General features: G+C 58.8%; 19 protein-coding genes. 11 read left to right on the forward strand and 8 right to left on the reverse strand.

Annotation, left to right across the window (positions count from 1 at the left end):
- Positions 1 to 387: 387 nt before the first annotated feature.
- Positions 388 to 588, reverse strand: a complete 201-nt coding sequence (locus HUO14_RS14135; protein WP_246255665.1) for an acyclic terpene utilization AtuA family protein — start codon at positions 586 to 588, stop codon at positions 388 to 390.
- 634 nt (positions 589 to 1,222) lie between these two features.
- On the opposite strand from HUO14_RS14135, the gene HUO14_RS14140 reads away from it, so the two are divergent.
- Genes HUO14_RS14140 through HUO14_RS14150 form a run of 3 tightly spaced genes read left to right on the forward strand, consistent with a single transcriptional unit; the run spans position 1,223 to position 4,878 of the window.
- Positions 1,223 to 2,761 (forward strand): toll/interleukin-1 receptor domain-containing protein, encoded by a 1,539-nt coding sequence (locus tag HUO14_RS14140; RefSeq protein WP_176280473.1) that lies wholly within the window; start codon positions 1,223 to 1,225, stop codon positions 2,759 to 2,761.
- Positions 2,762 to 2,771: 10 nt separating this feature from the next.
- Positions 2,772 to 3,383, forward strand: a complete 612-nt coding sequence (locus HUO14_RS14145; RefSeq protein WP_176280474.1) for a hypothetical protein — start codon at positions 2,772 to 2,774, stop codon at positions 3,381 to 3,383.
- A 7-nt stretch (positions 3,384 to 3,390) separates the two neighbouring features.
- Entirely contained in the window at positions 3,391 to 4,878 is a 1,488-nt protein-coding gene (locus HUO14_RS14150; protein WP_176280475.1) for a tetratricopeptide repeat-containing protein, read from the forward strand.
- Between the two features lie 9 nt (positions 4,879 to 4,887).
- Here the strand turns inward: HUO14_RS14150 and HUO14_RS14155 are convergent, their stop codons facing one another.
- The 4 genes from HUO14_RS14155 to HUO14_RS14170 are packed head-to-tail and all read right to left on the reverse strand — an operon-like array spanning position 4,888 to position 8,582.
- Entirely contained in the window at positions 4,888 to 5,541 is a 654-nt protein-coding gene (locus HUO14_RS14155; RefSeq protein ID WP_176280476.1) for a Crp/Fnr family transcriptional regulator, read from the reverse strand.
- A 13-nt stretch (positions 5,542 to 5,554) separates the two neighbouring features.
- Positions 5,555 to 6,373 carry a TIGR03084 family metal-binding protein gene (locus HUO14_RS14160; RefSeq protein WP_246255667.1) on the reverse strand — a complete coding sequence of 273 codons (819 nt, stop codon included), beginning with the start codon at positions 6,371 to 6,373 and terminating at the stop codon, positions 5,555 to 5,557.
- Positions 6,370 to 8,196 (reverse strand): acyclic terpene utilization AtuA family protein, encoded by a 1,827-nt coding sequence (locus HUO14_RS14165; RefSeq protein ID WP_176280477.1) that lies wholly within the window; start codon positions 8,194 to 8,196, stop codon positions 6,370 to 6,372. The genes HUO14_RS14160 and HUO14_RS14165 overlap by 4 nt, the downstream gene beginning before the upstream one ends.
- Before the next feature lie 5 nt (positions 8,197 to 8,201).
- Positions 8,202 to 8,582 (reverse strand): VOC family protein, encoded by a 381-nt coding sequence (locus HUO14_RS14170; RefSeq protein WP_176280478.1) that lies wholly within the window; start codon positions 8,580 to 8,582, stop codon positions 8,202 to 8,204.
- A 203-nt stretch (positions 8,583 to 8,785) separates the two neighbouring features.
- Here HUO14_RS14170 and HUO14_RS14175 point away from each other — a divergent pair, with 203 nt between their 5' ends.
- The gene (locus HUO14_RS14175; RefSeq protein WP_176280479.1) at positions 8,786 to 9,559 is read left to right on the forward strand and encodes an SDR family oxidoreductase; all 774 of its coding nucleotides are present in this window, start codon (positions 8,786 to 8,788) and stop codon (positions 9,557 to 9,559) included.
- Between the two features lie 5 nt (positions 9,560 to 9,564).
- Here HUO14_RS14175 and HUO14_RS14180 read toward each other — a convergent pair whose 3' ends face one another.
- The 3 genes from HUO14_RS14180 to HUO14_RS14190 all read right to left on the reverse strand — a co-directional run bounded on the left by HUO14_RS14180 (position 9,565) and on the right by HUO14_RS14190 (position 13,347).
- On the reverse strand, positions 9,565 to 10,554 hold the full coding sequence (locus tag HUO14_RS14180) for a HupE/UreJ family protein (RefSeq protein ID WP_176280480.1): 990 nt from the start codon (positions 10,552 to 10,554) through the stop codon (positions 9,565 to 9,567).
- On the reverse strand, positions 10,551 to 11,366 hold the full coding sequence (locus HUO14_RS14185; RefSeq protein WP_176280481.1) for a peptidyl-prolyl cis-trans isomerase: 816 nt from the start codon (positions 11,364 to 11,366) through the stop codon (positions 10,551 to 10,553). The genes HUO14_RS14180 and HUO14_RS14185 overlap by 4 nt, the downstream gene beginning before the upstream one ends.
- Positions 11,367 to 11,457: 91 nt before the next feature.
- Positions 11,458 to 13,347 (reverse strand): DUF3604 domain-containing protein, encoded by a 1,890-nt coding sequence (locus HUO14_RS14190; RefSeq protein WP_176280482.1) that lies wholly within the window; start codon positions 13,345 to 13,347, stop codon positions 11,458 to 11,460.
- A 204-nt stretch (positions 13,348 to 13,551) separates the two neighbouring features.
- On the opposite strand from HUO14_RS14190, the gene HUO14_RS14195 reads away from it, so the two are divergent.
- From HUO14_RS14195 to HUO14_RS14225, 7 genes are all read left to right on the forward strand, one after another.
- Positions 13,552 to 15,369: a DUF885 domain-containing protein gene (locus HUO14_RS14195; RefSeq protein ID WP_176280483.1), complete on the forward strand. Its 1,818-nt coding sequence runs from the start codon at positions 13,552 to 13,554 to the stop codon at positions 15,367 to 15,369.
- Positions 15,370 to 15,643: 274 nt separating this feature from the next.
- Positions 15,644 to 16,486: a DUF6597 domain-containing transcriptional factor gene (locus HUO14_RS14200; protein ID WP_176280484.1), complete on the forward strand. Its 843-nt coding sequence runs from the start codon at positions 15,644 to 15,646 to the stop codon at positions 16,484 to 16,486.
- 126 nt (positions 16,487 to 16,612) lie between these two features.
- Positions 16,613 to 17,134: an SUF system Fe-S cluster assembly regulator gene (locus HUO14_RS14205; protein WP_176280485.1), complete on the forward strand. Its 522-nt coding sequence runs from the start codon at positions 16,613 to 16,615 to the stop codon at positions 17,132 to 17,134.
- A gap of 44 nt (positions 17,135 to 17,178) precedes the next feature.
- A complete protein-coding gene (gene sufB / locus HUO14_RS14210; protein ID WP_176280572.1) occupies positions 17,179 to 18,639 on the forward strand; it encodes a Fe-S cluster assembly protein SufB in 1,461 nt (486 codons plus the stop codon).
- Between the two features lie 162 nt (positions 18,640 to 18,801).
- Complete coding sequence (gene sufC / locus HUO14_RS14215) at positions 18,802 to 19,551, forward strand: Fe-S cluster assembly ATPase SufC (RefSeq protein WP_176280486.1); 750 nt, start codon at positions 18,802 to 18,804, stop codon at positions 19,549 to 19,551.
- A 148-nt stretch (positions 19,552 to 19,699) separates the two neighbouring features.
- Complete coding sequence (locus tag HUO14_RS14220; RefSeq protein WP_176280487.1) at positions 19,700 to 20,452, forward strand: SufD family Fe-S cluster assembly protein; 753 nt, start codon at positions 19,700 to 19,702, stop codon at positions 20,450 to 20,452.
- A gap of 50 nt (positions 20,453 to 20,502) precedes the next feature.
- Entirely contained in the window at positions 20,503 to 21,738 is a 1,236-nt protein-coding gene (locus HUO14_RS14225; protein ID WP_176280573.1) for a cysteine desulfurase, read from the forward strand.
- The last annotated feature ends 8 nt before the right edge of the window (positions 21,739 to 21,746 follow it).

Genomic DNA, 21,746 nt, shown 5'->3' on the forward strand with positions numbered 1-21,746 from the left:
AGCTATCATTCCTAGCTTAGTCTTCCAGCCAAAGCGAAACAAAACCTACAACTTGATCCCCAACAGTCATTGCCCCCTCCCCATCATCCTTCCACTCTCCCCCTTCGCTGATGGCATCTCCGCCTGCCAGCAAACACTGAGAAACTTCATCTGTTGCCGAGCCGTCGTTCCAACCGTCTCCAGTCCAGTATCATCGATATTACGCGTCTGGGTCACGACCTAAGCGAACTTCACGGCCCTGCCACGAACTAGATTGCCCGCCTGCGGACCATTCCATTCCCAGACGGCATCCTAGGGGGCGGCGGCGCCATAGGCAACGACCGGCTTCGGATAATAGTCGCAATAGGCATCGAACAGGGCCTGTCCGCCATTCCCGCCGGTGGCCTGCTAGACTGCCGCTGGCGAATCGTTCGTCGACCGGCCAAATCGCTGTATGCAGGCACCCGGGGTCACGGCACTCAGGCCGCAGCGGCCGGTGATGACGATATCCTCACCTTCCGCCAGTGCCCAGGCGATAGAGAAAGCACCGAGATAAGCATTTATGCTGGCGATCCTTTCCTCATCCGGAAAGGCCGCGCCCGTGAACATGCAAAATTCTTCTACAGCAAAAGACAATGTCTGCCCGCCCATCTTGGAGCAGACATATTTATTGCCTCGTTGGAAATCATGTAAATGATTGGCAACGATGTTTGATTGATCTCACATGTTCCCAAAACGCCTACGCAATGCTAAAAACGTATTTATATATAGTGTTCCAACGAACCGATATTTAATACCGCTAAGCGGTTCGGTGATATGAGCACAAAGCGGACGAACGCGCAGTCAATTGGAAGTGGGGGTATGTAGCGGGGTTAATTTTGACTTTGTCGAATAAATTAATTCATTATTTCAATGCGCTGACATTTTAGTTCGAATCCCTCCGTGGCCGTCATCCGTTCACAAAACTCAGATGCTTTGACCCCACCTGGGCCTCGAAACGCAATCTACATTTCTTAGGATTTGTATCATCGCCGGGGCTCGATATTTGAGCCGGAAGCGCCGTTAGTCGAGCGAAATTTGGCGGATCACGACGAGCACGGGCACACTCGGCCCCAAGCCGCAGTCACCTGCCGCTCGGCGCCTCGAAAAAACTTTACTCCGTGACAGCATTCCCGAAAGACGATAGTATTTTACATCAGGCAATCGGGCAAATGTCGTCTGAACATTCGATCGCGGGGCAAAATTGGCAGACACGGAGAAATCTGATCCGCATGCGGCGCATTTTCGCGCATTTGTCAGTTACAGCCATGCCGATGCCGCCGTCGCGCAAAAGCTGCACAGGAAAATCGAGACCTATCGGCTGCCGGCCCATCTCCGGGATCGGAAAGCGTCCGCTCCGGACGACGGTCGTCTGGGCCGGATTTTTCGCGATCGCGAGGACCTGCCTGCGGCGGCGGATCTCTCTGAATCGGTGAAACGGGCGCTGGCGGGGTCGCAGGCGTTGATCGTGATCTGCTCTCCCGATGCCAGGGCGTCGATCTGGGTGGCGCGGGAAATCGCGCTGTTCCGGGCGCTGCATCCCGGTCGGCCGGTGCTGGCAGCGCTGGTGCGCGGTGAGCCGGAGGAGGCGTTCCCTGAATCGCTGCTGGAGGGAGCCGAGCCGCTCGCCGCTGACCTGCGCAAGGAGGGTGATGGCTGGCGGCTGGGTTTTCTGAAGATTGTTGCCGGCATCGCCGAAGTCCCGCTCGACGCGCTGGTCCAGCGCGATGCGAGCCGCCGCATCCGCCGCGTGATGGCGGTCACGGGCGGCGCGCTGGTGGCGCTGCTAGTCATGATCGGGATGACAATATTCGCAATCCAGTCGCGCAACGAAGCGCAGCGCCAGCAGGCCGAAGCCGAGGGACTGGTCGAATATATGCTGACCGATTTGCGGGAAAAAATGGATGATGTCGGCCGGCTCGAAATCATGGACAGCGTGAACAAGCGCGCCATGGATCATTATTCCCAACAGGATGAGCTCTCGCCACTGCAGGCGTCGATTCTGCGTTTGATGGCTGAAGATGACGAACGGCGGGGCGATTCAGAATCGGCGCTGACAAAATATCGGAAAGGGCTGAGAATCACTGAAACGCTTTTGCTGGCAGAACCAGAAAATTCCAAACGTCAGCTCGATCACGCGCAAAGCAGGAATGCGATTGGCGGCTGGTACGAGCACCAGGGTCAATTCACCAAAGCGCTGGCGCATTACAATGAAAGTCTGAAACTCGTTCAAGCAATCGATAAGGGATCGGCTGATGCCGCGAAATTGCTTCAGGAATCGTCCTATTCGAATGCCAATTTATGCTCTTCCTATTTGTTGCAAGGTCGAGATGTGCAACGGGCAAAGATGCATTGTCAAAAAGCACTGGACCAGGCGGAACAACTGACGAAGCTTCGGCCCGAAAGCCATACTGCGAGACTTGATCTTGCGATCCGATATGCCTGGCTTGCCGATGCGGATATCGCGCTGGACAATGTTGAGGAAGGGTTGAAAATGCTTGCAAGCCATATCAGGATAATCGACGAAATCGTGGCCTCGGAGCCGGCAAACCGGCATTGGCAGGAGCAACAGATGCGCTCCTACGCAGGATATGCAATGCGTCTTGCCGAGCATGAAGAAATGGTTGCCTCGGGCGAATATGTTGAGCTTGCGACAACTCTGGCGGAAGAGCTGGAGGCGCACGATCCTACCAACGAAGAATGGTCCAAATGGCTGAAAAGCCTTAGCAAGATGCAACATTAGGAGGCAGCATATGTCAGAGTCTGAACCAAAACACGATGATCATGATCACTTGCCCATCGGAGGCAGGATAGGTCACAGTATCGAGCGAATAGAATATCGGGAAATTATCGAAGACGGTGATGACGGCCGATATTCCATTATCGGGACGGAGGAATGCAACGGTGATATCTCGGAGGCTATAAAACTGGCCCGCGCTGCTCAAGAGAAGGGATGTTTTCCGGGTTCAACGGCGGCATCTTCATCAACGGACTTGCCATATAAGGACAGTTCATGCCTCTCGATAAAATTTGAAGAGGAGAGATGTTTCTATGTTTTCAAATTGAGCGACGACAGCAATCTGGCCTTTGACAATGCCGAGCATTTGTTCGGCATCAGGTTGCCGAAGGAATATGGGGCGGACGAGATTTCGGAGCTGAAGGGCTTGTTTTCTGATCCCTGTCTGATTGCCGGTGATAAGCAGTGGGCCGGTTTCGTATTTGATGGCAAAAAGGCCCGAGAGCTCAAAGATAAAGGGATGCGCATCGCTTTCGACATCCATGTTGCCGACAAACACAAGTTGGCGGTTGCCGGAGGAATTGCACACCCGCCCTATTGGCCGCCGCATCCGCCAGACCTGTATTGATGGAGGCGTGACCCCTCTCACCCAAATCCTTGCCATCGCCCGCGCCGGGAATCCGGCGCGGGCCTGGGCCTTGTTTCAGTCTTCGGGATGGAACGAACGGAACGATGATCCCAAGGCATTTACCCTCAAAGGCCGTCTGCTCAAGGATCAGGCGAAGGCTGCGAGCGGCGCAGACCGCGTCCGGCTTTATGGCGAAGCGGCGGAGGCTTATGCGGCGGCGGCAGAGCTGGAGCGGGACAGCTATCCGTTGATCAATGCTGCAGCGCTAGCGCTGCTGGGGGGCAGGCCGGAACGGGCGCATTTGCTGGCGCGGCAAACGCTGGCGCTGCTGGAGAGCGACCCTGCGCAAGGCGAAAACGTCTATTGGCGCGCCGCGACCCGGGCGGAGGCTTTGCTGCTGCTTGGTGATGAAACCGGTGCCCGCGCCGCTTTGGCCGACGGAATATCGAAACTGCCCCGGGCCTGGGAAGACCATGCCGCGACTATCGGCCAGTTCGAGCTGATCCTTGCCGAACAGGGCAAGGACGCAGCCTGGCTCGACCGGCACCGGCCGCCACCCAGCCTCTATTTCAGCGGGATCATCGGGCTCGACGACACGGACGCGACTCTCCTGCAGGATATTGACGCGATCATCGTGCGGGAAAAGCCGGGGTTCGGCTTTGGGGCGCTCGCGGCAGGCGCGGATATACTGATTGCCGAAGCTTTGCACAAGGCGGGTGCGGAACTGCATGTCATATTGCCCTATCCGGTGGACCGGTTTCGCGAGCTTTCAGTCGCGCCCTATGGCGATCACTGGGGCGCCCGCTTCGATGCCCTTATCGAGGCCGCAGCCCGGCTGGACGTGCTGACCGAATTGCCCGACGAGGCAGAGCCGTCGATCGCGGTTGCCGTGGAACTGGCCGATCTGGTTGCCATGGGGCAGTGCGTCCGCAACGCCGCGGTGCTGAGCAGCAAGCCCAAGGCGCTCACCATCACCGGTCTTGGCGATGAACCACGACCCCAGCATCTGGTCTGGGCCAATAGCGGACATGATCAAAATATGATCGCGGTCGCGCGCAAGGGGGGACATCGATCGATCGTCACGTCATCGCGTGCGGAGACCAGAGAAATTGCCGCGATCCTGTGGGTGGAGGGTGTCGGCCGGGATATGCTGCCCGCTTTGGTGAATGCCGCGGACGATTTTTCCTCGTTCGGCGATGCTTGTTACCGGATATCTCCCAGTCCAAGCGAGCTGCTTCAGACCGGCCTCTTGCTATTGCAGCATGACCCGGATTGCCGGATCAGTCTGCTCGTCGATATCATCGAACCGCAACGACCTGCGGCATCCTTGCTCGAGAAAGCGGGTGACATCGCGCGTGCGTCGCGCGGGGGCGCGATTCTGACCGACGGCAAATCGGCAATGGTGCTGACGATCGATCCCGGCAAGCAGCGGGTTGAGGAAATTGGCGAATTGCAGACCGCTTCCGGACCGTTGCCCTTGTGGTCGCTGCCCTGAGCAGCGGGTTCAGACGATCAGTTCTTCCAGCAAGCCGTACGAGATGATTTCCAGTCGTTCTTCGTCGCGCCGGATGATCCCGCGCCGTTCCAGCGCGCTGATCGCTCGCGAACCGGTTTCCCGTGTGGTTTGGGCGGATAACGCCAGCGCAGCTATCACTGGCGGCGGTGATATGCGGCCTTTCTCCCCGGCTTCGCGCAGCAATTCCGCATAGACCCGGCCATTGGCGGTCAGGGTGATCCGCGCCGCCATCCGGTCGAGTACGGCGTTATACTGCCGACCCAATATTCTCGACAGGCCGCTGCCTATCCGTGCCTCTTCCTCCAGCAGTGTCGCCATTTTCGCGGTCGGTATTTCGAGCACTGACAGCCGGTTCTGGGCCACGACATCGGAAATCACCACCCGCTCGTGCGGGAAGGCGCCGAATAATTCCCCGGGTCCATGGGAGGCGAGCAATTTGGTCTGGCCGTCCACGCCGATGATTTGCAACTGGGCCCGGCCCTCGAGAACGATCCACAGCTTTGCCCCGAGATCGCCCTGATGCGCGAGAATATCCCTGTGGCCGTAATGCGCCAGCCGGGTTGCAGCGTCGACCTTGGCCGCTTCTTCCGGCGAGCAGGAAAAAAACGAGGCGAGAGCGGCGATGCGGTCGCTGGCTGTCATCATCTCCTCCATATCAGCCGGTCGCGATGGCCCTCGTTCCCTTGGCCGGCGGCGTTTCGGGAGCGCCGGCAAAACACTGGGCGATCTCCATCCATTGACGAGCGGTCGTGCCGACGGTTTCCAGTGCGGTGTCGTCGATATTGCGGGTCTGGGTCACGACCTGCGAAAATTCCACCGCGCTGCCGCGGACGAGATTGTCTTCCTGCGGGTCATTCCATTCCCAGACGGCACCCGACGGCGCGGTCAGCTGGACAAAGGGCTTGGGCGCCGGCGGTTCCTGACGACGGTTGCGGAAGGTCCAGCCGTAAGTGGTGATACCGAGATGCGCGATATTGCGGATGCGGTCGCCATCGGGGCGTTCCTTGCCGAGGATGTCGAATATCTCCTGACCGTGCGACCATGTTTCCATCTGGCGGGCGATGATCTTCGAGCGCGTGGTCATGTCGGGCCCGGCCCAGGCCACGCGGGCCTCGGGATCGGCTTCGCCATAGGCCGCCGCGAGTTTCGGATAATAGTCGCAATAGGCATCGAGCAAAGCCCTGCCGCGAATTCCGCCGGCATTTGCGTCCAGCCATTCATATTGCGCCTCGACATGGCCCTTGCCGGTCTGGAAGGCGGCCATGATATCGCGGAGGAACTGCTTGAAACCATCCGGATCCTGCAGGGTCATCAGGGCGGCTACGTTCCAGATATGCAGATGGCCGATTACGTCTTCGATGGTCCAGCTCTTGAACTGGGTTACCGTGGACAGCAGGTCATCACCGGCATCGCCGAGCACGGCCGCGAGCGTATCGCTTTCGTCTTTGAAATCCCGGGCTTCCTGCATCATCATATCATTCCTTGTTGGTCGTCCAGCTTATCCGCCAGCGCCGCCGGTATGGCAACCGGATGGGCGAGCAATATCTGGCCATAGCCTTTGCCCTGGGCGTCGTTTCTTATGCTCGCCATACCGCCGCCGCCGAGTATCGAGTCGATCAGGAAATTGATCGCGTGGGAGCCCGGCAGGCTATATTTATCGACCTTCGCAGGATCGGCGCCACCTTCAATGAAATGGGCAAAGCGGTCGGCCACGGAGGCCGGGGTCAAAGCCGCCCAGATATAGGGAAGATAGTCCGGGTCGCGCGCTATCACGCCGATATTGGCCTTGTTGCCCTTGTCGCCGGAGCGAGCCCAGGCCAGCCGGATCAGCGGCACTTCGGTCGCGGCATCCTGTCCGTCGGGCGTTTGCGGAGCCGGTGGCCTCTGGATGGCAGCCGGATCAAAAGCCACAGCGTCGGCGTCCTGAAACGCGATCTTCCTGCCGTCGACATCTATCTCGACGGGCAGTGCGCCTTTCGGGGTGAGGTAGGAAAACAGCCGCACCACGGGAGAAGGTTTCGCACGTGCGCCGGAAAAGCCGCTGAGGCCGGGCGGGGTTGAGAGGCCGAGGCCGGTCAGCTCGCGGAGCAATATCCCGATTGCCGCCGCCTCGCTATGCTTGGCCGCGATCTTGGCAACGACTTCGCGGGGTTCGTGACTGGGTGCAAAATCGCCAAACTGGCTACCCGCTCCGATGATCTCGACGCTGGTTTCGCTATAGTCGCCAAGATTGTGGCCGCGCAGGATGTTGTTCGCGCGGACCAGGACATTGTCGCAGAATTTCTGTGCCTTGCGGGCAGCGTCAAACCCATAGAAGCTGACCGAGGTCCCGCCACGAAAACCTTCGCCATAGGTAAGGCAGGTCTTGTAATGATCGGGCGCCGGATAGCCTTTGGCGGGAGAGACCCGGACCATGTCGGGGCCGGTCTGGGCGATCTCGACACTGGAAAAATCACAGACCACGTCGGGCAGGAAATAGGCCTGCGGATCGCCGATTTCGTAAAGCATCTGCTCCGATACCGTGCCGACGGTCACGCAGCCTGCGGTGCCATCGGGCTTGGTGACGGTGAATGACCCGTCGGCGGAAACACTCCCGATCGGATAGCCGATATTGGCGATGTCGCCGGCGTCTTCCCAGTCGGTGTAATTGCCGCCGGTGGCTTGCGGCCCGCATTCGAGCAAGTGTCCCGCGAGGCTCCCGCTGGCGAGCAGATCATAGTCGCTTTCCGACCAGCCGAATTCGTGGATGCAGGCACCGAGTGTCACTGCGCTATCGACGCAGCGGCCGGTGATGACAATGTCGGCACCCTCGGCCAGCGCCCGCGCAATCGGGAAAGCGCCGAGATAGGCGTTGATACTGGCGATTTTATCCTTGTCCGGAAAGGCCGCGCCGGTGAACATTTCGGCCGGTGCATCGGCAGCGATGGCGTCCACATCGGCCAGCAGATTGTCGCCGGTGATGACCGCAACCTTGAGATCAAGGCCTTGTTCCTTGATCAGAGCCCGGGCCGCTTTGCCGCAGGATGCAGGATTGACCCCGCCTGCGTTGGCAATCACCTTCACCCCTTGCGCGGCAATGGCCTTGGCATGCGGTTTCAGAACCGCGCTGATGAAATCACCGGCAAAGCCTGCCGCCGGATCCCGGGCATGGGCGCGCGCCATGATCGACATGGTGATCTCGGCGAGATAATCGTAAACCAGATAGTCGACGCCCGCACCGAGCAGCTGCGGAGTGGCTATTGCGCTTTCGCCCCAAAAGCCACTCGCGCCGCCGATGCGTATTATTTTGTCCGGCACTTGCCTCAACCCATGCGGTGCAAGGCGCAGAGCTTGTTGCCGTCAGGATCGCGCAGATAGGCGAGATAGAGTTTCATGCCCGGATTGTCGCGAACCCCTGGAGGGTCTTCGATCGCGGTGCCGCCCGCTTCGAGGCCAGCCTTGTGCCAGGCATCCGCCTGGGCGGGGCTTTCCATTGCGAATCCGATGGTCATGCCGTTGCCACAGCTCGCCTTTTCACCATTGATCGGCGGTGTGACGAGGAAAATGCTGTCATTGTGCAGATACATCAGCCGGCCCTTCGGATCGACGATGCCCTCCTTGCCACCGATGCTCTGGAACAGGGCATCATAGAATTTCTTCGAGCGGTCCATATCGTCCGACCCGACCATCATGTGACTAAACATATCATTCTCCTTTTTTTCATTCCCGGCAAACCGCAACATATTGTCGCGCAATCAACGTTCCCACCGGTTTCACGGTCCCGAGACTTCATTCAGGACCAGGCTTTAGGCTGGGCATCGACGCGAAGCCAATCTTGCACTTGTTCTAGCCGCTTTGCATCTTTAAGCGAGTGATTAATTTATTCAAGCAGGAGCGGTAAGCTAATATGGAAATCAGAGACAAGATCGTCGTCATCACCGGTGGCGCCAGCGGTATCGGCGCGGCAATGGCCCGGCGTTTTGCAGCCGAGGGCGCAAAGAAAGTCGTCTGTGCGGATCGTGATCTGGCCGGCGCGCAAGCGGTAGCCGACGAGATTGGCGGCGTCGCGATCCGGACCGACGTGTCACTGGCCGAGGATATCAGCCAGCTGATCGAAACCGTCGAATCCGATATCGGTCCGATTGATCTGTTCGTCTCCAATGCCGGGATCATCACCGGCGGTGGCGTCGAAGTGGGTGACGCTGACTGGCAGAATATCTGGGACATCAATGTCCTGGCCCATATCCGGGTAGCGCGGATACTGGTGCCGAAAATGCTGGCGCGTGGCGGCGGTTATCTGCTCAACACCGCATCGGCCGCCGGCCTGTTGGCTCAGATCGGATCCGCGCCATATTCCGTCACCAAACATGCAGCGGTGAGTTTCGCGGAGTGGCTGGCGATTACCCATGGTGCAGAAGGACTGAAAGTTTCGGTTCTCTGTCCGCAAGGCGTTGATACGCCGATGATTGCCGGGATTGATACATCCACGGTGGCCAAGGACGGGATCGTGACGCCGGAACATGTCGCGGATATCTGTGTCGAGGCGATCGGCGACGAGCGGTTCCTGATTCTGCCCCATCCGGTCGTCGGCGATTATGTCAAGCAGAAGGGCGCCGATCCCGAGCGCTGGATTTCGGGTATGCAGCGCTGGCAGGCGATGCTGACCGAACAGGCTTCCTGACAGGATCAGGCGATCATCCGCTCGACGAACCAGTAGGTCGAAATGATTCCGATGCCATAGGCCAAGGCGGTCTTTGTCGGCTGCAGCCACTCGATCCGGAATTTCCCTAAGCCGTACAGCAGCGCCATAGCCACGGCGACAATGGCCAGCTGGCCGATTTCGACGCCGAGATTGAAGGTCAGCAAGGCGAGCGGGACATCGCCTTCCGGAAGGCCGATTTCCGCGAGCGCACCGGCAAAGCCAAAACCGTGGAGCAGGCCGAAAAGAAAGGCGACGATCCACGGGAAGCGTTCAGAAAGTCGTAGGTCATCGGGTCTGGCTTTGATCACCTCGACCGCGAGAAAGATGATCGAAAGGGCAATGACCGCTTCAACCGGCTGCGAGGGAAGCGACAGCCAGCCGAGCGTTGTCCCGACCAAGGTGATGCTATGCGCGACCGTGAAGGCGGTGACGGTCTTGGCGACCAGCCAGCCGCCCTTGAGGAGCAGCACGAGCGCCAGCACGAAGAACAGATGGTCGAAGCCGAGCACGATATGCTCGATCCCGATGATCGTATAGGTCGCCGCGACATTGGAAATGATCGAAGGCTTGGGTAGGGCGGCGACCGGCTGGTCGGGCGTCAGGCGCAAGGTCTGCATGGCGCCGTCGATCGGGGCAATGCGGACCAGCGCATCGGTGGTCGATAGCTCGAGTCCTTTCAGGCCGATGGACTGGCCCTGGAGCGATCCGTCACAGCGCAAAGCGAGGCGGGACAGAATATTGCTGCCGGCAAATTCGCGCTCGCGCTCGCCTTCGATATTGCAATTGGCGGGGATGATGACCTGGCCGCTCTGGCCCAGCCGGGAATTGGTCGAGGCTTTCCACAGCACCGACCATTGGCCCGGTGACTGTTCTGTCATCTCGATATAGGCTGGGCGGAGCTCGTCGGCGCGGGCGCTGTCCGGAACGAGCGCGAGCGCGAAGCAAACCCATAGGACAGCCAGCCAGCGAATCATGGGCGTCCTGCTACCGTGATCTCATATTCCGCCTGCAAGCGGGCCAGGCTTTTGTCTCTCTGTTCGGTCTGGCGGGCGGCGGACCAGTCATTGACAACCCGTTGCCGGACGTCCGCAAGCGTCGCTGTCTGACCGGCGGTTTTCGCCGAAATCCTGACGGCATGGCTGCCGAAGCCGGAGACAATGGGGCCGCTCCAGACGCCGGGTTCCAGCTTTTCGAGCTGTGCCACAAAGCGGTCGCCAAATTGGCGGGATATGTCCGCCGTTTCAGCCCGTGAGAATGTCCGCGGCGTAGAAAGGGGGCGCGCGAAGCTGGCGGGATCCGCACCGGATTTCAGTTGATCGATCTGCTGGCGTGCCTCGCTTGCGCTGATCTGCCCGAGATAGAGTTGTTCAAAATCATAGAGCGGGGGCAGGGCATATTTGTCGGGATTTGCGTCCATCCACTGTTGGAGGACCGCATCATCGGCTTCAGAGTCCGCCGTCTCTTCGCTCTCGATAAAACGCATCTTGGTGAACAGCCGCCGCCGGATGACGGGGTCATTCCTGTCGAGACCCAGCCGCAATGCTTCGCGATAGTAGATTTCCTCGGCAATCTCCTGATCGATCAGGCTGTCCAGTTCGGCCTGCGTCGGCGCCCGGCGGAAATTCTGGACCCAGCCGGCCTCGAGCCGTTCGATGTCGGTTTCGTCAATGCTGATCGCATAATCTGCCGGATCACGGTTGCTGCCGGTGGCCCAGAAAAAGGCAAAGACGAGCAGCGCCCCACCAAGAAAATGGATCAGCGGTTCTCTCAACAATTTTCGTCCCATTATCGAATAGCCTGTTCGTTCAGCCTGAGCTTTTAAAAAGGGCCGCGGGGCCGGTCAGGTGACAGGCCCCGGCGCGCTTGTGCGGAGACGGCTATGCCTTCGGCGTATACCAGATTGGCGAGCTATAGGCGCGCTCCTGCTGGATCTTGATCACGTCATCGGGCAGGGTCAGGCTGAATTTCAGTGCATCATAGACCGGCCAGGTCGGTGTCGGAATTTCCAGCACGCGGACATAATAGAAGGCGTTCTGGTCAGCCCTGAAATCGGGGTCCTCCCAGAAGGTGACCAGTTCAGGTGCGCCCGTGGCATTGTCCCAGGTGCCCTTGGTCAGATCGACGGTATTGGGAACCGCGGGGAGCTTGCCATCGGCACCGAGCTTTCGTGTTTCGGCATCGCTCCAGCTGACATTATAGACTTTCTCCTGGCTCTGTCCGCTTGCATCGACCCAGCCCTTGATGACCTGAATACGGTCGAGACTGGCGCTTTCCGGATCCATCAGCGCGCTGATCAGGAATTTTGGCGCTTCGCCATCACCGCCCTGCAGATCGCCGCCCATTGGAACGCCTTTGGCATAGCCGGTCTTGACCAGATTTTCCGTGTCGTCCGAGGAAAAATCAAAGCCGCCAAAGAAACGGACCTGCATCCGCGGGCCGGTGGTTGCATAAACCTCCCGGCGCATCATCGCATCGAAAATGGCTTCGCGGGTGTTGCTGGTCGCCCAGACCGCCGCATAGCCGCTCGACAGATAATGCCAGCCAAAGCGGCCTTCGCGGGTACCGAGATTTTGTGGCTCGTGGGCGCGACGCGTGATATTTGCCTCGTTGGCGCTGTGCTTGCCGAAGAAATTATTCTCGTCCGCCGTCGCCAGCGACGTGTGGCTGTCGGTCGAACCGATCATCCCGAACTTGAACGGATTGGCGCCGACCGCGAGAGTCAGTTCCAGGCCGCGTTTGAGCGCTTCACGCACATAGCTGCCACCATAGCTTTCGGGCGGCATGTCTCTGGTGCAGCTCAGATTGCATCTGTCCCATCCGGCAACGCCGAAACTGGCAAACTCGTCATTGGGAGACAGAAACGGGTGGGTTTCGCTATCGCCCTTGATCTGGGTGACCTCGACAATCGGTTCGCGGAGCGCGCGGGTTTTGATATAGGCCGCGTCGATCGGACTGCCGTCGAACTTGTTCATCGCGAACATCCGGCCATTCGAGACATTACTGTTGTGCGGAATGGCCAGTACCTTGCCGCCGGTATTTTCCTCGTAGGCATCCATATAGGACCAGAGCCTTTCCGGGTCCTGCGATCCCAGAGCGCCATAAGGAAGGGTGTCGCCCATTTTCTCCGGGTCGTCGCGAAACATCACGACGCGGTGGAGATTGTCGCCTTCCGGCATGGGTGTATATTCAAAGCCCATGAAGGCGGTGAACTTTCCCGGTTCATTATACTGGTTGACGATCTCGCCGTGCTTTTCCCAAAGATCGGCTGTGCGCTCGCGGGTCTCCGCCGGGTCGGTCAGAGATGTCGGCAGAGTGCCCTTGGCGGCGCCGTCAATCAGCTCTGCCGTGACCCGCAACGAACCCTCTTCGCTTTCGTTCATCATATCGTGCCAGCGGAGCAGGAACTTATTGGTCAGCAGGGCGATACGCGGCGCTTCCATGATCGCCTTGGTGGCGCCCATAGCATCGCTGTGATCGGCAATCACGAGAAAATCGAGCGGCCGGGACAATTTTGCTTTGGCGCCCTTGGTTGCCGTGACCTCTTCGCCGCGGGCAAATCTCAGGGCCGCTTCCGCGTCCAGCCTGTTGCCAAAACCGAATGCGTCAATGCTGTTGTCGGTGTGGAGATGGGTGTCGCCCCAGAACACCTGTTCAGGATATTCCGTGTTGGTGACGTTCGCGCTTTCGCTGTCATCGCCGTTGATTTTCGAACAGCCCGAAAAAGCCAGAGCAGCTGTGCAGGCTGCCCACATCAAATGTTTGCGCATGATGAATCTCCCAATCCCTTTTGGCGGATGCTATCCCTCATCGGACCTGGGCGCAATAGGCAGGCCAATAGCCCCCTGCGTCGTAACGTCAGCCGAACCGAAAATGTAAAATATCATCTTCCTGAAGGCCGATTAGCCGGTTTGTGCAATTGGAAAAGGAGTGATAGAACCACGAAAATTCATATCGAAGAAGGAAGTTTTTGGATGAGATATTTGTTGCTGACCGCTGTTTCCGCTCTGGCCCTGAGCGGTACGGTCATTGCCCCGACCGCCCACGCCCAGGCTACCGAGGCTGCTGCCCAGACCAAGCAGGACGTCGACGCCCAGTTGTCCGCGTTTTTCAAGGATTATGACGATCAGCAGCTGGCACATTCCCCGACATCCAAATCCTATCGCGGGATCAGGGATGCCGATTATGGAAAATGGGATGACCCCAGCGAAGCGGCTGAACTCGCACAATATCAACTCGGCCAGAAGGCGCTTGCCGATATGGAAGCCCGGTTCGGTGATGCCCGGATGAGCGAAGCGAGCCAGCTCAGCTATCGCCTGTTCCAGGCCCAGGCGCAGCGCTCCGCCAACGCCTTTCCGTTCCGCCGCAACAGCTATATTTTTGACCAGATGAACGGTGCGCAAAGCCAGATCCCGGCGTTTCTGATCAACATTCACCGGGTGTCGAACAAGGCTGATGCCGAAGCCTATGTCAGCCGTCTCGACGGAGCCGGTCCCTTGATCGAGGCGCTCGTGGTCCAGTCCGCAGAGCGGGCGGCGGATGGAATCATCGTGCCCGACTGGGTATTCCCCTATGTCATCGCCGACGCCAAAAATGTGATCAGCGGCGCGCCTTTTGGCGAGGGTGAGGATTCGCCAATCTATGCCGACCTCAAAAAGAAGGTCGCCGCGCTGGATATTTCCGACGAGGAGAAGGCCGATCTGGTAACCCGTGGCGAAGCGGCATTGAACAACAGCCTGAAGCCGGCATATGAAAAACTGATTGCTGAAATGGAGCGCCAGCAGGCGACTGCGGTCGATGGCGATGGCATCTGGCGGCTCAAGGATGGTGCGGCTTATTATGCCGAGCGTTTGAATAATTATACGACCACCGATCTGACAGCCGATGAAATTCACCAGATCGGCCTCGATAATGTCGAGCGCATTCACGGGCTGATGCGCAAGATCATGGCCGATGTCGGTTTTGAGGGCGATTTGCAGGATTTCTTCCAGCATTTGCGGACCAGCGACGAATTTTATTATGAGACGCGCGAAGCCTATCTGGCCGATGTCGACCTCAAGCTCGCGGCGATGGAAGCGAAGCTCCCGGAGTTTTTCAACACATTTCCGAAAGCATCGCTGGTGATCAAACCGGTCGAGGCATTCCGCGAGAAATCGGCGGGCAAAGCCTTTTACAATGGTCCGGCACCCGATGGCTCGCGGCCGGGCACCTATTATGTCAATCTCTACAATCTGCGCAGCATGTCGAAAATCGAACTGGAGGCTTTGGCTTTCCACGAAGGCCTGCCGGGTCACCATTTGCAGCGGACGATCCAGACCGAGCTTGGCGATGTGCCGCCGTTCCGCCGCTTTGGCGGTTGGACCGCCTATACCGAAGGCTGGGGCCTCTATTCCGAGGAACTCGGAAAGGACATGGGCTTTTATGAGGATCCCTACAGCGACTTTGGCCGTCTCGGGATGGAATTGTGGCGTGCCTGCCGGCTGGTTGTAGATACCGGCATCCACCACAAGCGCTGGAGCCGCGAGGAAGCGATTGAATATCTGACCGAAAACACGCCCAATCCGGAGGGCGACATCCGCAAGGCGATCGAGCGCTATGTCGTCTATCCGGGGCAGGCGACGGCCTATATGATCGGCAAGCTGAAAATACTGGAGCTGCGGTCGCGGGCGCAAGAGGCGCTGGGCGACAAGTTCACCATGGGCGAGTTCCATGACGTGGTGTTGAAAAGCGGGCCGGTGCCGCTCGACATCATGGAAGAGCGGGTCGACGACTGGATTGCTTCGAGTAGCTGAAAATAAGCGACAATTCTCGCCGATGTCCTGAATAGTCAAACGTTCGGGGTGAATCCGTCGTTTTTGTCCAATTCATTTGAGCGGTGGCGAGTGCATAGGGTTGGCGCGACCCGAAGGGCTCTCGCCGTCGTATTTCGACGGCATATGAGTTCTTTTCCTTATTGGCCCGACTATTAATTTGGTCGGGCCTTTTTTTTTCCTTTGTTTTCCGCCTATAAAAGGGCATCCATATTCTATCTGAACCTGGGGAGGGACAGATCAAGGGGTCCGAAATTTGGTTAGTCTTAGATATTTTGCGCCTGCCGAAGATGTCCGGGATCTTGTCTCGGTCTATTATCTGTTCGAGGTGGACCAGCCGCGCTTTGCCGATAACGAGCGGGCGGCGATAGCCCAGTTGCGATTTCTGCTCGAAGGGAGCGCGGTCATCAGCTTTGCCAATGGCAGCAGTTTTCCGGCCAAGGATGTCATGCTCCAGGGGCCTTCGACAGGATCGATGCATTTTGACGTGACCGGTCCATTCCGGATGTTCGGCGTCGGCATATTGCCCGCCGGCTGGGCCATTTCCACCAAGAAATCGGCTGCCGAATATACCGACCGTGCGGTCAATGCCGCCGAAGTATTTACCCAGGAGATCGACAAGAATCTGGAATATCTGCGCGGTTGCAAGACTCCGGAAGAGATGGTGGCCTGGGCGGACAAGATTTACCGGGCGCTGAAACCGCGCCTGAAGCCGGAAACGGCCGCGTTCACCAAGATGATCGACGAATGGCTGTCATCGGAACCGTCGCCGCCGGTCAGTGGCCTGATGGAACGTTCAAGCCAAAGCTCGCGGCAGGTGCTGCGCACGGTCAACAAGCTGTACGGCATGCCGCCCAAATATCTGGCGCGCAAATATCGCGCCTTGCGGGCGGCGAGAGCTTATGCCGAGCATAATGAAGAAGAGCTGCTCGAGCTGGTCGATGCCTTTTACGACCAGTCGCATATGATTCGCGAAGTGAAATTCTTTGCCGGCGTGACCCCGACCCAGCTGCGCGTGGGCGAGGGCGAAACCGCCCGGCTCATCGATCAGCGCGCGGATCTCAAGGGCAAGATTCCACCACTGATTTCCGATACGTGATTGGAAGAATTGGAAGCATGTTTTTGCTTTTTTTAAGCCGCTTGAACCCGCGCTACGCTTGCAATGTTGGATAAATGAGACTAAATCAGTCTTGTTTAGATTTTCACCACCAGCGATTCGAGAAACATGCGCCTTTCCAACCTAGCCGACTATGCCGTAGTCCTGATGTCCGCCGCCGCGCGCCATTGCGGTGCTGCGCTGCTCGCGGAAGGCAAGCTCAACGCGACAAAGCTCTCGCAGGAAACCGGTGTCCCGCTGCCGACGGCCAAGAAACTGGTCAGCCGCCTGACCGCTGCGGGCCTGTTTGAATCGACCCGCGGGATCGGTGGCGGCATCAGGCTGGCGCGCCCGCCGGCGTCGATCAGCCTTGCCGATATTGTCGAGGCGGTCGAAGGCCCGCTGGCGATTACCTGCTGCACCATCGACGGCAATCATGATTGCGCGCTGGAGAGTGGCTGTACCGTGAAGCCCCATTGGGGTGTGATCAACCGGACGATCCGGGAGGCGCTGGACGAGGTCAGTCTCGCCAGCCTGTCGAATCTGCCTTCAACAAACATGGATCACCGTCCGTCTCGGACGAAGTCGAGCGACGGTGATAGCAAGCGGAGTGTCTCGACTTCGCTCGACACGAACGGGATAATGTTATGAGTGATTCAGTCAAAACCTCTGACTATGACGCAGAGCGGAAGGAAATGAACGCCGAGGCCCAGGAAGCGGTCGACAAGGCGAGCACATACGAGTTCGGCTGGTCGTCGGACATCGAGCAGGATTTTGCGCCCAAGGGTCTGAACGAAGACACGGTGCGCTTCATTTCCGACAAGAAGGGCGAGCCGGAATGGATGCTCGACTGGCGCCTCAAGGCTTTCCGGATGTGGGAAAAGATGGAATCGCCGGACTGGGCCAAGCTCGACATCCCGATGATCGACTATCAGGACGCTTATTATTACGCCGAGCCGAAGCCGAAGGAAAAGCTGGGTAGCCTCGACGAGGTTGATCCGGAAATCCTGCGGGTTTATGAAAAGCTCGGCATTCCGATCGAGGAGCAGAAGGTTCTCGCGGGCGTCGAGGGTGCGCGCAAGGTTGCGGTCGACGCCGTATTTGACAGCGTGTCGGTGGCGACGACCTTCCGCAAGGAACTGGAAGACGCGGGCGTGATCTTCCGCTCGATCAGCGAGGCGATCAAGGAATATCCCGATCTCGTCCGCAAATATCTCGGCAAGGTTGTGCCGATGCGCGACAATTATTTCGCGACGCTCAATTGCGCCGTGTTCAGCGACGGGACCTTCGTCTACATCCCCAAGGGCGTGAAATGTCCGATGGAGCTGAGCACCTATTTCCGGATCAACGCGGAAAATACCGGGCAGTTCGAGCGGACTTTGATCGTCGCCGACGAAGGCAGCTATGTCTCCTATCTTGAGGGCTGCACCGCGCCGATGCGCGACGAGAACCAGCTGCACGCCGCCGTGGTCGAACTGGTCGCGATGGATGATGCGGAAATCAAATATTCGACCGTGCAGAACTGGTATCCCGGCGACGAGAATGGCAAGGGCGGCATCTATAATTTCGTCACCAAGCGCGGGCTCTGCCAGGGCAAGAATAGCAAGATCAGCTGGACCCAGGTCGAGACCGGCAGCGCGGTGACCTGGAAATATCCGAGCTGCGTGCTGAACGGCGAGAATAGCGTGGGCGAATTCTACTCGGTCGCGCTGACCAACAATTACCAGCAGGCCGATACCGGCACCAAGATGATCCATAACGGCAAGAACACCCGTTCGACGATCATCTCCAAAGGTATCAGCGCCGGCCACAGCGACAATACCTATCGCGGTCTGGTGCGGGTCGGGCCGAATGCGGAGAATGTCCGTAACTTTACCCAGTGCGATTCATTGCTGCTCGGCGACCAGTCAGGCGCGCATACCGTGCCCTATATCGAGGTCAAAAACCCGACCGCGACGATCGAGCATGAAGCGACGACCAGCAAGATCAGCGACGACCAGATGTTCTACGCCCAGCAGCGCGGGCTGGACGAAGAAGCGGCGGTGAGTCTGATCGTCAACGGCTTTGCCAAGGAAGTGCTCAAGGAACTGCCGATGGAATTTGCGGTCGAAGCGCAGAAATTGCTGGCGATTTCGCTGGAAGGATCGGTTGGGTGATGAGCCTGTCTGTCCTCCTTCGTCATCCTGAACTTGTTTCAGGATCCGCTTCTCCGACTGCACAGTTGGCCGGGGCACCATGGATGCTGAAACGAGTTCAGCATGACGATTTCCACGGGTGTCACGCACCGTCTCAAGAATTTTGAACTGAAAAGAAACCAAATGCTAAAAATTGAAAACCTTCACGCCACAGTCGGCGACACTGAAATCCTCAAGGGGCTTTCGCTCGAAATCAACGCTGGTGAAATCCATGCGATCATGGGGCCCAATGGCGCGGGCAAGTCGACGCTGGCTTATGCGCTGGGCGGACGGCCCGGTTATGAAGCGACCGAGGGCAGTGCCAGTTTTGACGGGCAGGATTTGCTCGATATGGACCCGCACGAGCGGGCCGCCGCGGGTATTTTCCTCGGTTTCCAATATCCGGTCGAAATTCCCGGCGTGTCCAACCTGCAATTCCTGCGCGAGAGCCTGAATGCGCAGCGTGCGGTGCGTGGCGAAGAGGCGCTGAACGGCGCGGAATTCATTAAGCTGGCCAAAGAAAAGGCGGCGCTGCTGAAGATGGACATGGACATGCTCAAGCGGGCGGTCAATGTCGGTTTTTCGGGCGGCGAGAAGAAGCGTAACGAGATGGTGCAGATGGGGATTTTGGATCCCAAACTGGCGATCCTCGACGAAACCGACAGCGGCCTCGACATCGATGCGCTTCGCACCGTGGGTTCGGGCATCAACGCGATCATGCGCAAGCCGGACAAGGCGGTGCTGCTGATCACCCATTATCAACGGCTGCTCGACGAAGTGAAGCCCGATTTTGTCCACGTGCTGGCGGCTGGCCGGATCGTGAAGACGGGTGGTCCGGAACTGGCGATGCAACTTGAAGAAGAAGGCTATGAAGCGATTGCGGAGGCGGCATGATGATGTGCGCTAACTCTTTCCTCCCTGTCGCGCAGCGATGGGGAGGTGGCAGTAGCGAAGCTGCTGACGGAGGGGTTTTGTGCACGTTGCCCCTCCACCATGCTTCGCATGGTCCCCCTCCCCGTGCCTTTGGCACAGGGAGGAAAATATGAATGCTCCGCTTCCTACGCGCCGTGATGAGGCCTGGCGCTATGCTGATCTCAAGGCGCTCGAACCTGTCTGGGCGAAACTGACCGGCCCCGAGCAGATCACCGTGCCGGCTGGCGAAACCGTTTCGCGGCAGATTGCCGAATTGCCGGTGATCGACGGCGTTGGCATGATTGATCTTGATGTCACTATCGGTGACAAGGCAACCTTCATCCTGCACGTCCTCGCGCACAATGCCGACTATGGCCGCATCCACGTCAAGGCTACCCTCGGCAATGGCTCGCATTTCGAACTTGGCGGCGCGATCCTGGGATCGGGCAAGCAGACGCTGGAAATCGTTACCGAGACCATTCACGCCGAACCCAATGCGACCTCCAACCAGGTGGTGCGTTCGGTGCTGGCGGATACCGCCACGGGCAGTTTCCTCGGCCGCATCAACGTGGCTCGCCATGCTCAGAAAACCGATGCTGCGCAGTCGGTCAAGTCGATGCTGCTCGATCGCGGCGCGACGGCGAACGCCAAGCCGGAACTCGAAATTTTCGCCGATGACGTGAAATGCGCCCATGGCGCGACGGTTGGCGAGCTCAACAAGCAGGCGCTCTTCTACATGGCCTCGCGCGGGATTGATCCGGTGACGGCGAAGAAACTGATGCTGCAGGCTTTCATCGCCGATGCCTTTGTGTCGCTGGAGGATGATGCGGCGCGGGACGGGATCGAGGGCAAGGCGCTTGAGGTGCTGGAGGGACTGTCGTGAGCGGGAACAGCTCTCTCCCGTTCGCTTCGAGCGAAGTCGAGAAGCCGGTTGTGGCGGATAGAGGTGTCTCGACTGCGCTCGACACGAACGGACTTGTGCCTTCCCACCGCGCCGACTTCCCCGGCATCGCCGCCGACTGGCATTATCTCGACACCGCAGCCACCGCCCAGAAGGCCAAGCCGGTGCTCGACGCCATCGCCCGCGCTTATGGTCCCGACTATGCGACCGTGCATCGCGGTGTTTACGAACGCTCGGCGAATATGACTCTGGCTTATGAAGCGGCGCGCAAGCGGGTGGCAGGCTTCCTCAATGCCGCCTCGGAAAATGAAATCGTCTTCACCAGCGGCGCGACCGACAGTATCAATCTGGTCGCCGAAAGCTGGGGCAACAAGTTTGTTGGCGAGGGCGACCGGATCATGCTGTCGCGGCTGGAGCACCATAGCAATATCGTGCCGTGGCAGATGCTGGCCGAACGGACCGGCGCGCATATCGATGTCGCGCCGCTGACCGGCGATGGCCAGATCGATCTCGACTGGATCAAGGAAAATCTGACCGAGCGGCACAAGCTGGTCGCGCTGGCTCATGTTTCCAATGTGCTCGGCTCTCTGCTCGACGCCAAACGGGCGGCGGCAATCGCACACAAGGTTGGCGCGAAGCTGTTGCTCGACGGCTGTCAGGCCGCGCCGCGGCTGCCGGTCGATGTGCAGGACCTTGGCTGCGATTTCTATGTTTTTTCCGGGCACAAGATTTACGGACCGACCGGCATCGGCGCGCTCTGGGCGCCTTATGAGGTGCTCGAGGCCATGCCACCATGGAAGGGCGGCGGGTCGATGATCGACCGCGTTTCCTTCGACGGCACGACCTTTGCGCCGCCACCGGGTCGTTTTGAGGCCGGGACACCCCATATTGTCGGTGTGGTCGGGCTGGATGCGGCGATCCAATATGTCGAGGACATCGGGCTGGATGTGATTTCGGCGCATGAAAATGCCACGCTGGCCAAGGCGCGCGAAGCGCTTTCGGGTATCAACTCGGTGCGGGTTTTCGGGCCGGACAAGAGCATGGGCATATTGAGTTTCGCGGTCGGCGACGTGCATCCGCATGATGTCGCCACTATATTGGATGAAGGCGGCGTGGCGATCCGCGCCGGCCATCATTGCGCGCAGCCCTTGATGGACTATCTCGGCGTGGCGGCGACAGCGCGCGCGAGTTTCGGGATTTACAGCGATGACGATGATGTTGCCGCGCTGGTGGACGGCATCAATCGGGTCAGAAAGATTTTCGGGTAAGGTGACGA

Source organism: Parasphingorhabdus flavimaris (genome assembly GCF_013371215.1).
GTDB lineage: Bacteria > Pseudomonadota > Alphaproteobacteria > Sphingomonadales > Sphingomonadaceae > Parasphingorhabdus > Parasphingorhabdus flavimaris.

What these genes read in the sequence shown, in the direction of transcription:
- sufC (WP_176280486.1), top strand. Translation starts at nt 18,802, where the DNA reads ATGCTAAAAATTGAAAACCTTCACGCCACAGTCGGCGACACTGAAATC.
- HUO14_RS14190 (WP_176280482.1), bottom strand. Translation starts at nt 13,347, where the DNA reads ATGCGCAAACATTTGATGTGGGCAGCCTGCACAGCTGCTCTGGCTTTT.
- HUO14_RS14135 (WP_246255665.1), bottom strand. Translation starts at nt 588, where the DNA reads ATGTTCACGGGCGCGGCCTTTCCGGATGAGGAAAGGATCGCCAGCATA.
- HUO14_RS14220 (WP_176280487.1), top strand. Translation starts at nt 19,700, where the DNA reads ATGAATGCTCCGCTTCCTACGCGCCGTGATGAGGCCTGGCGCTATGCT.
- sufB (WP_176280572.1), top strand. Translation starts at nt 17,179, where the DNA reads ATGAACGCCGAGGCCCAGGAAGCGGTCGACAAGGCGAGCACATACGAG.
- HUO14_RS14205 (WP_176280485.1), top strand. Translation starts at nt 16,613, where the DNA reads ATGCGCCTTTCCAACCTAGCCGACTATGCCGTAGTCCTGATGTCCGCC.
- HUO14_RS14155 (WP_176280476.1), bottom strand. Translation starts at nt 5,541, where the DNA reads ATGACAGCCAGCGACCGCATCGCCGCTCTCGCCTCGTTTTTTTCCTGC.
- HUO14_RS14175 (WP_176280479.1), top strand. Translation starts at nt 8,786, where the DNA reads ATGGAAATCAGAGACAAGATCGTCGTCATCACCGGTGGCGCCAGCGGT.
- HUO14_RS14195 (WP_176280483.1), top strand. Translation starts at nt 13,552, where the DNA reads ATGAGATATTTGTTGCTGACCGCTGTTTCCGCTCTGGCCCTGAGCGGT.
- HUO14_RS14180 (WP_176280480.1), bottom strand. Translation starts at nt 10,554, where the DNA reads ATGATTCGCTGGCTGGCTGTCCTATGGGTTTGCTTCGCGCTCGCGCTC.
- HUO14_RS14185 (WP_176280481.1), bottom strand. Translation starts at nt 11,366, where the DNA reads ATGGGACGAAAATTGTTGAGAGAACCGCTGATCCATTTTCTTGGTGGG.
- HUO14_RS14145 (WP_176280474.1), top strand. Translation starts at nt 2,772, where the DNA reads ATGTCAGAGTCTGAACCAAAACACGATGATCATGATCACTTGCCCATC.
- HUO14_RS14160 (WP_246255667.1), bottom strand. Translation starts at nt 6,373, where the DNA reads ATGATGATGCAGGAAGCCCGGGATTTCAAAGACGAAAGCGATACGCTC.
- HUO14_RS14170 (WP_176280478.1), bottom strand. Translation starts at nt 8,582, where the DNA reads ATGTTTAGTCACATGATGGTCGGGTCGGACGATATGGACCGCTCGAAG.